17 protein-coding genes and 1 pseudogene are annotated in these 13,858 nt (G+C 59.1%); 7 read left to right on the plus strand and 11 right to left on the minus strand.

The window, feature by feature from the left end; all coding sequences use genetic code 11:
* Nucleotide 1: 1 nt before the first annotated feature.
* Both ASD02_RS20605 and ASD02_RS20610 read left to right on the plus strand, forming a co-directional pair.
* On the plus strand, nt 2–286 hold the full coding sequence (locus ASD02_RS20605) for a DUF6516 family protein (RefSeq protein ID WP_057220229.1): 285 nt from the start codon (nt 2–4) through the stop codon (nt 284–286).
* A complete protein-coding gene (locus ASD02_RS20610) occupies nt 283–654 on the plus strand; it encodes a hypothetical protein (protein ID WP_057204524.1) in 372 nt (123 codons plus the stop codon). The genes ASD02_RS20605 and ASD02_RS20610 overlap by 4 nt, the downstream gene beginning before the upstream one ends.
* Before the next feature lie 59 nt (nt 655–713).
* Here the strand turns inward: ASD02_RS20610 and ASD02_RS37245 are convergent.
* The 10 genes and pseudogenes from ASD02_RS37245 to ASD02_RS20660 form a co-directional block, all read right to left on the minus strand.
* Nucleotides 714–1,477 (minus strand): annotated as a pseudogene (locus ASD02_RS37245) (IS5 family transposase).
* Between the two features lie 334 nt (nt 1,478–1,811).
* Nucleotides 1,812–2,837, minus strand: a complete 1,026-nt coding sequence (locus tag ASD02_RS20620) for a sulfate/molybdate ABC transporter ATP-binding protein (protein WP_057220230.1) — start codon at nt 2,835–2,837, stop codon at nt 1,812–1,814.
* Nucleotides 2,834–3,721 (minus strand): sulfate ABC transporter permease subunit CysW, encoded by an 888-nt coding sequence (gene cysW / locus ASD02_RS20625; protein ID WP_057220231.1) that lies wholly within the window; start codon nt 3,719–3,721, stop codon nt 2,834–2,836. The genes ASD02_RS20620 and cysW overlap by 4 nt, the downstream gene beginning before the upstream one ends.
* 1 nt (nt 3,722) lies before the next feature.
* Nucleotides 3,723–4,544, minus strand: a complete 822-nt coding sequence (cysT, locus tag ASD02_RS20630) for a sulfate ABC transporter permease subunit CysT (RefSeq protein WP_057220232.1) — start codon at nt 4,542–4,544, stop codon at nt 3,723–3,725.
* Between the two features lie 94 nt (nt 4,545–4,638).
* The gene (locus ASD02_RS20635; RefSeq protein ID WP_057220233.1) at nt 4,639–5,625 is read right to left on the minus strand and encodes a sulfate ABC transporter substrate-binding protein; all 987 of its coding nucleotides are present in this window, start codon (nt 5,623–5,625) and stop codon (nt 4,639–4,641) included.
* 160 nt (nt 5,626–5,785) lie between these two features.
* The gene (locus tag ASD02_RS20640; RefSeq protein ID WP_057220234.1) at nt 5,786–6,607 is read right to left on the minus strand and encodes a sterol desaturase family protein; all 822 of its coding nucleotides are present in this window, start codon (nt 6,605–6,607) and stop codon (nt 5,786–5,788) included.
* 85 nt (nt 6,608–6,692) lie between these two features.
* Nucleotides 6,693–7,490 carry a 3-methyl-2-oxobutanoate hydroxymethyltransferase gene (locus tag ASD02_RS20645; RefSeq protein ID WP_057220235.1) on the minus strand — a complete coding sequence of 266 codons (798 nt, stop codon included), beginning with the start codon at nt 7,488–7,490 and terminating at the stop codon, nt 6,693–6,695.
* A 53-nt stretch (nt 7,491–7,543) separates the two neighbouring features.
* Nucleotides 7,544–8,770, minus strand: a complete 1,227-nt coding sequence (locus ASD02_RS20650; protein ID WP_057220236.1) for an FAD-dependent oxidoreductase — start codon at nt 8,768–8,770, stop codon at nt 7,544–7,546.
* Nucleotides 8,771–8,810: 40 nt separating this feature from the next.
* Nucleotides 8,811–9,128, minus strand: a complete 318-nt coding sequence (locus ASD02_RS20655; RefSeq protein WP_057220237.1) for a MocE family 2Fe-2S type ferredoxin — start codon at nt 9,126–9,128, stop codon at nt 8,811–8,813.
* A gap of 36 nt (nt 9,129–9,164) precedes the next feature.
* Nucleotides 9,165–10,256 (minus strand): fatty acid desaturase family protein, encoded by a 1,092-nt coding sequence (locus ASD02_RS20660; protein WP_057220238.1) that lies wholly within the window; start codon nt 10,254–10,256, stop codon nt 9,165–9,167.
* A gap of 166 nt (nt 10,257–10,422) precedes the next feature.
* Between ASD02_RS20660 and ASD02_RS20665 the strand changes: the two genes are divergently transcribed.
* From ASD02_RS20665 to ASD02_RS20680, 5 genes are all read left to right on the plus strand, one after another.
* A complete protein-coding gene (locus tag ASD02_RS20665) occupies nt 10,423–11,454 on the plus strand; it encodes a LacI family DNA-binding transcriptional regulator (RefSeq protein ID WP_057220239.1) in 1,032 nt (343 codons plus the stop codon).
* 257 nt (nt 11,455–11,711) lie between these two features.
* Complete coding sequence (locus tag ASD02_RS38360) at nt 11,712–11,888, plus strand: hypothetical protein (protein ID WP_156408434.1); 177 nt, start codon at nt 11,712–11,714, stop codon at nt 11,886–11,888.
* Nucleotides 11,889–11,943: 55 nt separating this feature from the next.
* Nucleotides 11,944–12,189 (plus strand): hypothetical protein, encoded by a 246-nt coding sequence (locus tag ASD02_RS20670; protein WP_057220240.1) that lies wholly within the window; start codon nt 11,944–11,946, stop codon nt 12,187–12,189.
* A 220-nt stretch (nt 12,190–12,409) separates the two neighbouring features.
* Nucleotides 12,410–12,652, plus strand: a complete 243-nt coding sequence (locus ASD02_RS20675; RefSeq protein WP_057220241.1) for a hypothetical protein — start codon at nt 12,410–12,412, stop codon at nt 12,650–12,652.
* Between the two features lie 148 nt (nt 12,653–12,800).
* A complete protein-coding gene (locus ASD02_RS20680) occupies nt 12,801–13,136 on the plus strand; it encodes a helix-turn-helix domain-containing protein (protein WP_057220242.1) in 336 nt (111 codons plus the stop codon).
* Nucleotides 13,137–13,618: 482 nt separating this feature from the next.
* Here the strand turns inward: ASD02_RS20680 and ASD02_RS20685 are convergent, their stop codons facing one another.
* Nucleotides 13,619–13,834, minus strand: coding sequence for a hypothetical protein (locus ASD02_RS20685; RefSeq protein WP_156408435.1), 216 nt, complete (start codon nt 13,832–13,834; stop codon nt 13,619–13,621).
* Nucleotides 13,835–13,858 lie beyond the last annotated feature (24 nt).

The raw sequence follows: 13,858 nt of genomic DNA on the forward strand, positions 1-13,858 counted from the left end.
CATGGATGCGCAAAAAATCACCGAGCACAAAAACGTTGAAGCAGACGGCAGCATCATCCAGTTTGTCATCTGGAAGCTGCCGGAACCCGTTCCCCCGACCACGCACGGTTTCAAGTTTCGCACGGTCTATATTCGAAACCGCGAGCGCGTCGTCGGTTTCGATAACGAGCGCGGCAAGGGTGATCATATGCATCTGGACGGCAAAGAGTATCCTTACCAGTTCACGTCGCTTGAGCAACTCATTGAGGACTTCATGTCAGAGATCGAAAAACGGAGGCAGTCATGAGGACATTGACCATCACGACGAACACCGATTGGAAATCGGCCCTGCGCGCCGCCGGAGAGAAGGCCAAGGTGGGTCTTGCCACCGGGACCTATCAGGGCGAGACGCTGAATTTTGCTACTCCCGGAGCGTTTTTCTCCCACCTTACCGAACGTCGATGGGAGATGCTGAACGAGCTTCTCAGGAGTGGAACGATCGGAGTCCGTGAACTTGCGCGCCGGCTAGGACGAGATGTCAAGCGCGTGCATGAAGACGCTGCGGTGCTTGTCAATCTAGGACTAATCGAGCGTGATGAACGTGGCGCACTTACATGCCCCTTCGGAAACATTCACGTTGACATGGTAATGACGTCCGCAAAATCGGCGGCGTAGGTGTCCTCCCTAGAAAGGGATGCTGAGAAGACGTAAGGCCGTTGTCCTACGGCGTCGACTCATAAACTTTGGCACCATATTCTTGTTGCGACGACCTTTACGGCGGCGAGGTAGTTTTCCGGGCGCTTATCATATCGGGTTGCGATGCCTCGGAACTGCTTGATCCTGTTGAAGAACCGTTCCACGAGATTGCGTTGCCGATAGACCCAGCGCGAGAACACGAAAGAGCCCTTGCGATTACTCTTCGGCGGGATGTTGGCCCAGGCCTTTCGCTCGGCGGCCTTAGCCCGAATGGCATTCGTGTCATAACCCTTGTCGGCCAGCAGGATGTCCCCTCGCCAAGCTCATCCGTCAGCGCGTCGGCTTCGGCACAATCGGCGATCTGTCCACCAGTCAGACGCAGATTGACCGGGCGACCTTCGGCATCGACGAGCGCGTGGATTTTGCTCGTAAGCCCGCCGCGGGAACGTCCCATGCCACCATCGTCTCCATCCCTTTTTTTCCCGTGGCCGCGTGCTGGTGAACGCGGACACAGGTCGAGTCGATCATGACAATGTCGCCATCGTAGGCCTTGGACACCGCTTCAAGAAGCCGATCCCATACCCCGGCTTTGCGCCAGCGGACGAAGCGGTTGTAACAGGTCGTCGGCGGGCCATAGCGTTCCGGAACTTCCGCCCAAGGCGAGCCCGTTCGAAACCGCCAGAGGATGCCATTCAGCACCCCCCGATCATCAACGCGGGCAACGCCGCGTGGCTTGTTGGGCAACAACGGCGATATGATCGACCATTCGTGGTCAGTCCAGTTCGTAGCGACGACGCGTCATCAAATGCTTCCCTATTTCGAAGCCTTGAATCACGGCGGCCGATAAATGCCAAGAAATTTTATGAGTTTACGCTGTAATCTTACCGCGCAGGCGCTTGGGTAAGGACAAACGGCCGGAATTCCGCTCACCGGCGCGCCGGTTATCGTTGCGTTACGCCCGCCGGCTCCGCTGAACGCCAAAACTCCGTGATCTTCTCTTCTCGATCTCACTGCGATGTGCTGTAGGAGACATGTCTCTCCCCATTTTCATGAAGATCGGTTCAGCATGACACTTGCGCCGGGTCTCCGACGCAGGTTAATTCGCCGCTTTTTAAGGTCTTGCACGCGCACTCGATTTAAACACCTCTCGGGAAAACCTGCGCGTTCCTAAGGATAATCCCCGCCCCCCGAGACAGATCGGGTTCAGCTTGTTCAGGGATTTCGAACTCCACTCGAATACCAGCTTTGGTCGTGCCAACGACGGACAATCCGTCGGGCCGATGTAATGTACGCTCGATATCCACGGGAATACCGCCCGCATCCTTCTGCCAAATAATATCCCTTGGCCTTACAAAGACGTCGACAGGACCGGTTTCGGTAGACGCGATGCCAGTTGCCGTGTCGCCGACAAAAACGAAACCGTCCCGTGCCACGCCTGGAAACTTATTCACGTCCCCGAGAAACTGCATGACAAATGCCGAACCCGGATGTCGGCAGACCTCTGCAGGCGTGCCCTCCTGGACGATCTTGCCTTCATTGAGGATCACCACCCGATCTGCTAGGTCGAGCGCCTCTTCCTGGTCATGCGTCACGAAGAGGGTCGTAATGCCGAGTTCGTCGTGAATCTCGCGAAGCCAGCGGCGGAGATCGCGGCGAACGTTGGCATCGAGCGCACCGAAAGGTTCGTCGAGAAGCAGCACCTTCGGATCGACGGCAAGTGCGCGGGCCAGGGCCACACGCTGACGCTGACCGCCGGAAATCTGGCCGGGGAAACGGTCGCCCAGTCCTTCGAGCTTTACCAGCCGCAGGAGTTCGGAAACGCGTGTGGCGATTTCGGGCTTGCTGCGCTTGGTCTTGGACACCTTCATGCCGAAGGCGATGTTCTCGGCGACGGTCATATGCGGAAAGAGCGCGTAGTGCTGAAAGACGAAGCCGACGCCGCGATCGCGCACCGAGATGTCGGTCGCGTCCTGGTCGCCAAAATAGATGTGACCACCATCGGCATATTCGAGCCCGGCCACCATGCGCAGGATTGTCGTCTTGCCGGAGCCCGAGGGACCAAGGAGTGCCACCAGCTGACCGCTCTCGATGCCAAGCGAGACGCCGTGCACGGCGCGGAACGTGTCGAAGGTCTTTGTAACCTGCTCGAGACTGATCTTCATGGGCGGGTTCCTGCATTCTGTTCTTTGGCGGCGGCGGCAAGCGCCGGCCTGCGGCCTGCGCCGCGACGCTCAAGCGCGACCTTGGCAATGATGGTAACGACGGCGAGCGTCGCAAGGATTGAGGCGGCGGCAAAGGCGCCGGCCGCCTGGTAGTCGTGATAAAGCAGCTCGATATGGAGCGGCAGGGTGTTGGTCTGGCCGCGAATATTGCCGGAGACCACGGAGACCGCGCCAAACTCACCCATGACCCGGGCGTTGCAGAGAACCACGCCGTAAAGCAGCGCCCATTTCACATTGGGAAGCGTCACGGAGAAGAACGTGCGCCAGCCCGACGCACCAAGCGAGGTTGCCGCCTCTTCGAGGTCCCTGCCCTGTGCCTGCATCAATGGAATGAGCTCACGCGCCACGAAAGGTGCTGTTACGAACATCGAGGCAAGGACAATGCCCGGCAGGGCAAACAGAATCTTGATATCCGCAGCCTCCAGCATAGGGCCGAACAAGCCCTGCAGACCGTAGACGAAGAGATAGGCGACGCCGGCAACGATCGGCGAGATCGAAAATGGGATCTCGATCACGACGAGAAGGAAGCGTCGTCCCCAAAAATCGAACTTGGTGATTGCCCAGGCGGCCGCGAGACCGAAGGCGCTATTGATGGGAACGGCGATCAACGCGGTTGCGACCGTCATGAAAATGGCGTGGCGTGTATCGGGATGAGCGATCGTCGCCGCATAGGCTTTCAGACCTTGACCGAAGGCTTCGACTGCAATCACGATCAGGGGGGCAAGCACCAGAATGGCACCGAAGAACAGGGTCGTGCCAATCAACACACGGCGTATGATCGGGCCGTCGCCGACGCGCGGCGGTTTGCGTCTGGTCGGCATCATCTCAAGTCCTCGCGGTGTAGCGCAAGGCACGTGCCTGCAGGAGATTGGTGGCCGCCAGCATCAGGAAAGCGGTGATCAACAGCACTGACGCGATGGCAGCGGCGGCCTGATAGTCGTATTCCTCAAGCCGAATGAAGGCGAGCAATGCGGTGATTTCGGTTTCCATCGGCTGATTGCCGGCGATGAAGATAATCGCGCCGAACTCGCCAAGCGACCGCGCGAAGGATAGTGATAGGCCAGCCAGTAGCGCCGGCATCAGCAAGGGCAGGATAACGCGCACGAAAATGGCGCCGTCCGATCCGCCGAGCGATTGGGCCGCCTCCTCCAGTGCAGGATCGAGATCCTCAAGCACCGGCTGTACGGTGCGGACGATGAAGGGCAGGCTGGTGAAACACATGGCCACCATGATGCCGATTGGCGTGTACGCCACCTTGATACCGAAGGGTGCTAAAAATGCTCCGAACCACCCATTGGATGAAAACAGCGTCGTCAGCGCAATGCCGGCCACGGCCGTCGGCAGGGCAAAAGGCAGATCGACAATCGCGTCGATGATCCGACGCCCAGGGAAGCGGTAGCGAACGAGTACCCAGGCAAGCGCCAGGCCGAAGACGAGGTTGAAGGCGGTGGCAACAAGGGCCGTAAGCACGGTGACGCGGTAGCTGGCGACAGCGCGCGGTGACGAGACGATCGCCCAATATTCGGCTGGTCCAAGGCTCGCTGCCTTGAAGACCAGAGCCGCCAAGGGCAACACGACGATCAGTCCCACGTAAAAGAGGGTGATGCCCAACGATAGGGGCAGGCCGGGCAGGACATTGCGTTTCAACTGATCGCCTCCACGGCGGCATAACTTTCATTCATGGCAGAACCCGGCGAGCAGAACCCGCCGGGTAAATTGGATCGGTTTGATATCGCGGTTTTCAGCGATTGCCGTAGATCTGGTCGAGCGCAGCGCCCGAAGCGAAATGCTCGTCCTTGATCTTGCCCCAGCCACCGAACACGTCCTCGACCGTGACCAGGCGGATCTCCGGGAACTGATCCTTGAATTCCGCCGCCACCTTCTCGTTGTGGACGCGGTGGCCATATTCAGCGGCAATCTTCTGGCCCTCCTCGGTGTAGAGGAAATCGAGATAGGACTTTGCCAATTCGCGCGAGCCGCGCTTCTCGGCCACCTTGTCAACAACGGCAACCGGGAATTCCGCAAGCAGGCTGACGGAAGGCACGACGCTTTCGAACTTGTCGGTGCCATACTGCTTGGCGATCGAGCGGGTCTCCGCCTCGAAAGTGATGATCACGTCGCCGATTTCGCGCTCGACGAAGGTTGTCGTTGCCGCGCGGCCGCCGGTATCAAAGACCGGAACGTTGTCGAAGATCTTCTTGACAAACTCCGTGACCTTGGCCGGATCGTCCTTGAAGGCTTCCTTGGCGTAGGCCGTTGCCGCCAGATAGGTGTAGCGCGCATTGCCCGATGTCTTCGGGTTCGGGAAGATCACCTTGACGTCGTCACGCGCAAGATCGCCCCAATCCTTGATGCCCTTCGGATTGCCGGCGCGCACCAGGAAGGACGGGAAGGAGTAGAAGGGCGACGCGTTGTTCGGAAAATCCTTCTGCCACCCCTCGGCGACGAAACCGTTCTTTGCCAGGAAGTCGATATCCGTAACTTGGTTGAAGGTGACGACATCGGCCTCCAGGCCTTCGACGATCGCACGCGCCTGCTTCGAGGTGCCTGCATGCGACTGATCGACGGTAACACCCGGATGCGCCTTGATGAAGGCTTCGTTTTCAGCAGCAAAGATTTCCCGGGCGATATCGTAGGAGGCGTTGAGAAGGGAGGTCGGCGCTTCAGCAAGGGCCGGTCCGCTCAGGAGCGCAACAAAGGCAGCGCCCGCGATCAGCAGTTTCTTCATGGGTATCTCCGGTGGAATAGAGGCGGCAGGTTGGATGAAACCTAACGGCCGCTATCGGAGACGACGAGGCACCATGATCTTCGCTTGTTTCCCGAACGAGAAAAATCGCCTAACGAATTCGGATATCAGAGAAAATGGCGTTGCGGCCGTGGCCCACGAACTACCGATCTGGGGTTGCCGACGACGCCTCTTGCGCCGGGGTCGATTGCGACGATCGCTTGAGACTGATGGCCGGCGCCTCGCCTTCGAACATCTCCACCCGGCGGTCATAGACCGGCGAGATCGTACCGAGAACGCGGTCCCAGAAGGAGAAATAGTTCGCGTAGTTGTAATTAAACTCGGCGTGATGCTGGTCGTGATAGGTCGTGCATAACAGCGGCCACGGATAGCGCGCCGTCGGCGAGGCAAAATACTCGAACCCCGCATGGCCGAAGGTGCCATTGATCTGGTCGAACAGCCTGTGCGCCGGCAGGATCAGCGGCGGAAACGGCACCAGGAAGACAATGACGGCGTAATAGCCCTGCGACAGGGCCGTATCCACGAGACCGATGGAATCGTTGCTCCACACGGTCGGGGCGACGCTTCGATGATGCAGCAGGTGATATTTGTAGAACAGCTTGGTGTGCAGCAGCCGGTGCGCGAAGTAGAACCAGGCGTCGAACAGCACCATGCAGAGCAGGAAGAGTGGTACCGCCGTCCACCAGCTGAAGGCCCAGGGCGTGAACAATGTCCAGCCCTGATACTGGGCAAAGAGACCGATCGCGACCGATGTGCAGGTTACGAGGATCGACGCCATGCTCTGACGGATCTCGACCGCCTTTCGCTTCTCCCCCCGACGTCCCTTCTGGATGCGCCGCTCCGGATTGCGATCATTGAGCCAGGTGATGCCGTAGCCGAGCGCAAAATAAACGAGCACCGTCGCGGCGTAGATGACCGCAAGAATGGCGAGAAAAGTCAGGGTACCCTGGACGAACGCGTTCAAGTGGAAATCCGGTGCTGCTGCGTGGGAGATAATCAGACAGGCTGAATACACCAACCAGACCGAGCAAGGCAAGGCAAGCCCCGGCTCAAACCCGCTCAAGATCCGACAGAAACGCGTTCAGTTCCGTTTGGTCTATCCCGACGAGATGGGCTTTGTCGGGATAGGCGCCGGAGCGCACGTCTTCGGCAAACTCCGAGAAGGCAGCGACGCGCTCACGTTGAAGTCGCTCATACTCGGAGGCGAAGTTGCGATAGATTTTTGCGTGACGGGGAACGTGGCCACGATTGGCACCGAGCACGTCATCGCTGAAGAGATACTGCGCGTCGCAGCCCGTGCCGGCGCCCATCGACAACATGAGAATTGATGTCTTCGCGCTGATCGCGGCAGCGACCTCGCCGGGCACCACTTCGATCTCGGCGGCAAAGGCGCCCGCCTCTTCCAACGCTTTTACCTGGCGCCAGATCTCGATGGCGCTTGCCGCCGTCTTGCCGACGGCGCGAAACCCGCCGGTCCAGGTGGCCTTCGACGGGATGAGGCCGACGTGCCCGCAGACCGGGATACCCTCTTCGCGCATCCGGCGAACGGTGGAAAGGCTTGCCGAGCAGTAAACCGCGTCGCCTCCCGCTTTGAGCGCCTTGAATGCGGCGCAGATATATTCGTCGGCTGTGACCAATTCGCCATATTCGAGGCCCGGAAAGGCAAAACAGGTCGGGGCCACTTCGCGAAACTCCGGCCCGAGCAAGGCCGGCGGCACGGAGACCAGATCGATGCCAGCGGCTTCGGCGGCCTCCGCCTCATCGAGCGTTTCGACCCGCAGCATCGTCAACTGTCTCTTGCCTTTCATTGAAAGAAGGTCGGCCACGGTTGGGCGGCGGTTTCGCATCAGGATCTCCGGATATCGGTTGTTGTTATGTCAGGTGGAAAGGGCATCGTGACTCAGGCTGCGAGCAACGCCTTCAGCTTCGTGTCGGTTGAGCCGAGCGCCTGCGGATCCGGCCTTTTCCCGGCAGCAATCAGCATCTCGGCAAGGCGGATGTCGCGAGCGATCGCGTTTCCTGTGCCGATACCGCTCGCACTGATCAGTCGACCGCTGGCGTCAAGATGAAAGAGAATGAAGGCGCCATCGCCAAGGTCCCGCTGCACCGTCATCACAGCACCATCGGCAAGGCCGGCGATCTGCAGGGTCAGGTCGTATTGATCGGACCAGAACCAGGGCACGCTCGCAATCGTCTCGGCAGCACCCAGCAGATTGGCCGCGGCAAGCGTTCCCTGGTCCTGCGCGTTTCGCCAGGCTTCGAGCCTTATGCGTCGACCACCGTAGTGCCCGAGCGGATAGGAGCAGCAATCGCCGGCCGCGAAAATGTCGGGGTCTGAGGTGCAAAGCGTCTCATCGACGGCGATGCCATTATCGATGGCAAGGCCGGCAGCCTCGGCCAAGGCCGTGTTCGGCAAGGCTCCAATGCCGACTACGACCAGGTCGGCGACAAGAATGTCTCCGTCGGCGAGCTGAATTTCAACTTTTCCCTCGCGTTCCGCGATGCCGGCGATCTTGGTATTGCAGCGGATATCGACGCCTTCCAGTCGATGCCGCTCGGCAACGACGGCGGCGATTTCTTCCGGCACGCCGCGGGAAAGCACCCGTGGCAGGCCCTCGAGGAGAACGACATCTGCGCCGAACTTGCGGGCGGTCCCTGCGAGTTCCAGTCCGATAAACCCGCCACCGATAATGGCAAGCACCTTGCCCGGCGCGAGCTTCAGGCGAATGGCGGCGGCATCGGTGTGCGTCCGAAGCATCCGGATAAGCGGTGATGTCTCTGACAAGCCCGGCAATGACCTTGGCCTCGCACCAGTGGTCAGCAACAACCTGTCGTAGGAGAGCTGCCGCCCGTCGGCGAGCCGTACCGTTTTCGCATCGCGATCGATGGCCTCCACCGGCGTATCGGTGAGTACCTGGATCCCGACAGCCTGATAGCGCTCGGCGTCGGCGACGAATTTGGGCTCAAGCTGTCCAGCCAGACCTTCCTTCGAGAGTGGCGGCCGCTCGTAAGGCAGATGCGGTTCGGCGCCAATCAGCATGACGTCACCCTCATAGCCCATTTCCCTAAGCGCAAAAGCTGCCCTCGCACCACACTCGCCGGCGCCGACAATGACAATCCTGTTCATGTGCCTCTCCCAATGTCTCGTTGCACGCCTTGAGTCTCGCTTAGGCGACGGCGATGAAAACGCTGCCGGCCTCGACCTTGACCGGGTAGGTCTTCAGGTTGACGCAGACGGGCGCGCCCTTGGCCTGGCCGGTCTTGTAGTTGAAGCGGCCATTGTGTTTCGGACATTCGATAATGTCGTCCATCACCAGGCCATCGGCGAGGTGGATGTGCTCGTGGGTGCAGAGACCGTCGGTCGCAAAATATTCGTCGTCGGGGCTGCGGAAGACGGCAAAGGTGCGCCCGTCATGGTCGAAGCGGATCACATCCTCTTCGTCGATCTCGTCGGCTGCACAGACCTCGATCCAGTTTCCACTCATGGTCTTTCCTCCAAATGCTGTTGTTTGCTGGCGTGCCTATTCGGCAGCATGAACCAGGGCATCGCTGTGAAACTCTTCGCGATAGGGTTTTGCCGTCGGCGGCAGGTCGCGCTTGAGGAAATAGTCCTCGTTCCTCAGCTGGCGCAGGAAGGCCGGGATCATCTCGCGGTAGCCGTGGAGCATGGATGGATTCGGCTCCGGCAGATCGTGCTTGATCATGGCGTGAAGCCGCGGCAGCGCATGGTAGGGCACCATCGGGAACATATGGTGTTCGACGTGGTAGTTCATGTTCCAGTAAATGAAGCGGCTGATCGGGTTCATGTAGACCGTGCGGCTGTTCAGCCTGTGGTCCGTAACGTTGTCGGCAAGTCCGCCGTGCTGCAGGAGGCCCGTCAGCACATGATGCCAGGCACCGTAGAGGCGTGGCAGACCGATCAGCATCAGCGGCAGGATCGAACCGAGATAGAATGACAGGCTGATGGTTGCGAGATAGATCGCAAACCAGATCCGCGCGATCCGTATTGCCTTGGGTTGCTCCATTTCCGGAATGAAGGTTTTCTCGGCGGCACGGATGACGCCGAAGGCATTGCGTACCATGTCGATGACGGCATGCCAGACATCCAAGATGCCGAAGAAGTTTAAGACGAGCCGAAACAGATCCGGCGGCCGCATGACGGCGATTTCTGGGTCCCGACCAACGATGACAGTGTCGGTGTGGTGACGGGTGTGGCTCCAGCGCCAGGTCACCGGATTGCGCATGATCATGAAACAGGCGACCTGATAGACGACGTCATTCATCCACATCGTCTTGAACGCGGTGCCATGGCCGCATTCATGCCAACGGCTGTCAGAAGCCGAGCCATAAAGAACGCCATAGGCGAGAAAGAAGGGAACGGCCCACCATGTCCCCCAGAAGTAGACGCCGAGGCCGCCAAAGAGAATGAGGCTGGTGAACCAGATGGCTGTGTCGCGGATCGCCGGACCATCCTCGCGCTTCATCAGTTCCTTCATCTGCTTGCGCGGGATCTCGGTGTGATACCACTCGGCCGCAGACAGCCCGTTGGCGACCGCGGCCTGAGCGTCGCGGCCAAGCAAGCTGTAATCACGCTTCGTCGGAACCATCGCCATCCGTTTATTCCTCCCGTAATCGACCACAGGCCGGCGGCCGTTCCTCATCTCTTGGAACTGACGATAGGTTGACTTTTGCAAGTCCTCAATGCAGTGATGATGTATTCTCTCAAATACCATCAGATCTTGCATTTCATGAATGATGGAATAATTTCAGGGGCAGCCGATGAGCAACAGACCGACCATTGCCGATCTTGCCCGCGCCGCGGGCGTCAGCGTTGCAACCGTCGACCGCGTGCTCAACGGCCGACATCCGGTGCGCGAAGAGACCGCGCGACGGGTCTATGATGCCGCCAAGTCCATCGGCTACCACGCGGTCGGCTTGCTTCGTCAGCGGGTCTTCGAGGACCTTCCGCAGTACCGCCTCGGTTTTCTCCTTCAGAAACCGCAGCAATCTTTCTACCAGGCTGTGGCCAAGGAGATCGAGAACGCAGCACTCGCACTGTCAAACGTCCGCGCCCTGCCCCAGATCGAATTCGTCGCCAATTCCACACCGACGGGTATCACCGAGAAGCTGAAGACAATGGCTGCCCGCAATCAGGCGATTGCGATCGTCGCGCCGGACTATCCGGCAGTGACTGCGGTGGTCGAAGAACTGAAGGAACGTGGGATCCCGGTTTTCTCCCTGCTTTCCGACTTTGCAGCCGGCATCCGCGAAGGCTACATCGGCTTGAACAATCACAAGGTCGGCCGGACCGCGGCCTGGATGATTGCCAAGGCCGCGAAGAGACCGGGCAAGGTCGCAGCGTTCGTCGGCAGCCATCGCTTTCTCGGCCATGAGCTGCGTGAAATCGGCTTCCGCTCCTATTTTCGCGAGCACGCGCCTGATTTCGAGGTGCTCGACACGATGGTCAATCTCGACACCGCCGAGATCACCCACGAAGCGACGCTCAACCTCTTGCAACGCCACCCGGATCTGACCGGCTTCTATGTCTGCGGCGGCGGCATGGAAGGAGCAATCTCAGCGATCCGCGAGGAAAAACTCGAAGGCAAGCTGATCGCCGTGGTCAACGAATTAACCCCGGAATCGCGCTTAGCACTCGCCGACGATGTCGTGACCCTGGCGATATCGACGCCGACGGGAGCCCTTGCACGGGAAACAATCAATCTGATGGTGCAGGCGATCGGCAAAGGCCCGACGGGCGCGCCAGGCCAGACCTTCCTGCCTTTCGATCTTTTTACTCCGGAGAACATCTGACGACGGAGTAATTGATTTTGAGATCAAATCGCCCGCGCGCGCTAGGAGAGAGGGCTAATTTCGCGTAGCCCTTGTAGCGCAGGCGGTTGCGGCCTGCCCATATACCTTGATCGGGAATTATTTCGGGACTCCGTGACTCATTTTTGTTTTTGCCCGCCGGATCGCCGACCGACGTTTGTAGCGAAATCTTACCTAGCACATTTGCACCTAGAACGCTTTTTCGGCTCCGCCTACCGTCTCCCCAAGAGGAGACAGCCATGGACGATAGGAAGAAAGTCACCGAGTTCAGCGACGAGGAACTCTTGAAAATCTGCGTCGCGGTAATCGATGCCGCCCTCGAAGAAGTGCCAATGCCCGACGACGTCGCCGAAATCGCGAGTGCGGCTGTTGGCGAACTGTTCCGGCGCGGCATCATCGCGACACCATTTCATTAGCAAGGCCTTGAGAATAGCAACCCGCGCCCTACTATCTTCGGCAGGAGGAAGCGCCTTGCCGAAAATCGCCGCGCCGAAGCATCCGAAATGCCATCCGGATCGCAGCCTTAATTGCCAGGAAGTGCTTGAGGCTGAATTCCAACATTTGGCCGCGAAAGCTGAGGCCGCCGGCTGGTCACGGAATGAAGTCGCCGAGGCTTTGATCGAGCTGGCGGAAAACAATTACCTGGCAGTGAATGCCGAAACGGAAATGTTTGAGCTTGGCGCCGGCGTCGTTCTGATCGCTCCCAAGCCCCACTGACCTCCTCCCCAGATCTGGGTGTTGACTCCGTTCCTCAATGATTTGCAGAACATATGCACGAGGAAGGCTTGAGCATGAGTGCCGAAGTCGGCGCTACCAAGAGAACGGAAAGCGGCCTGGCTGAGCACCTGTGCGCCCATCCCGGCTGCACGAAGTGGCGCACGGCGGGCGACTTTCACGACATGCGGCTTACTGAAACCTCAATCGAGGAAGAAAGCGCATGTCTGGAACGAAGCGAGCCGTCGTTATCTCGACGCTCGGCCAATTGCTCGACAAGGGGTATAGCTTCAATCTCTGGTGCCTGGAGTGCCGCCGCGGCGGAATCAGCCCGATAGCCCCATTCGTGGATAAACTTGGGCGTGATCATCCGATCTATGTGAGGGGTCACGCCAAGTGCGGCCGCAAGAACGCCGAGGTGCGGATACAGGCGCCGGCTGGTGGCGTGCGCCCGGTGCAGGGATGACGCCGCTCGCCGTGGCACTACCCAGCGCCAGGCATCGAGGGTGACCTCCGCCACTGCTTGGACGCGCTTGTCTACCCTCAGATTTGCGAGTTGTGAACACGGGTGGGTTGCTCCATTAAATCCCCCCGGAAATCAACGGAGGATACACATGGCCAAGATGACCGACTCTGCGTCTGAGCTTTCCGTGCAGATGGGTGAGCGCCTCAAGATAATCCGCCAGACGCGCGGGCTTTCGCAGGAGAAGCTCGGCGCAGCAATTGGCGTCACGTTCCAGCAGATCCAGAAATATGAGCGCGGCACGAACCGAATATCCCTGCCGGCTTTTGTTCAAATTTGCCAGGTTTTGAATGCGCACCCGATGGAAGTCATCGGTGACTTTTCAATGGACGATAAGGCCGAGAGACCGAACGTGCTTCTCCAGCGACTTGCTGTTGCGGAAAGCAAACTCGCTCGGATGCAGAAAATTTTGGCCGAGCGGGGTTGATGCGGGACCTAAGCAAATGGCTGGTTATTTGTGAGAAAAGCTGCCTGATCCGGCGGGACAACTGGAAAAAGCGGCCCTCTTTTCGTCGCTCTGTGGGGAGAAGGCCGCCAGCAATATCAGCAATGGCTAAATATACAGCTAAATCTGAGGATTGGCGAGCGTAATCCGCGTTTGGGTTTAAATCTAGCAACGAGCCGATAAGGCGTCGTCGGCATTATGGCAGCGCTCAGCCATGGTTGGAACGATTTTCCGGCACGCGCGTTTTGTTCACACCCCATGGACAGCCGGCAGTCCCCCGCAGCCGTTGTCCCACACTCCCGGCCCCCTCAACAGCGGGCCGTTCTTTTATCGACGCAGTTGACCGCCCTCAATCCGCTGCAATATCTCCCTCATTAACTACAGGGTCGCCGGACTGCTGACTAACAGCGATTGCAGATCCTTGATCGCCGCCGTCGTCGACCCGCTAGACTGCTCCATGATGGTCACGCGATAGGTGATATTCTCGGTCTTTCGCACCTCGGATTCGAGCCAGCGGAAAAGCTCTTCGTTTCTGCGCGCCGGTTCTGCAACTCTTCGAGATCCCGGATCTTCTCAACCCAGATGGCAACGCCACCGACGCACATTTCGAGGAGCGTGACGAGATGGATGATCGTGTTGAGGTTCCATTCACGCCTCTGAGCGCGATTTGGGAGTTCCATCGTTTCATGCTCCTGCCGCATCAA

The organism is Ensifer sp. Root1252 (assembly GCF_001425885.1).
Lineage (GTDB): Bacteria > Pseudomonadota > Alphaproteobacteria > Rhizobiales > Rhizobiaceae > Ensifer > Ensifer canadensis.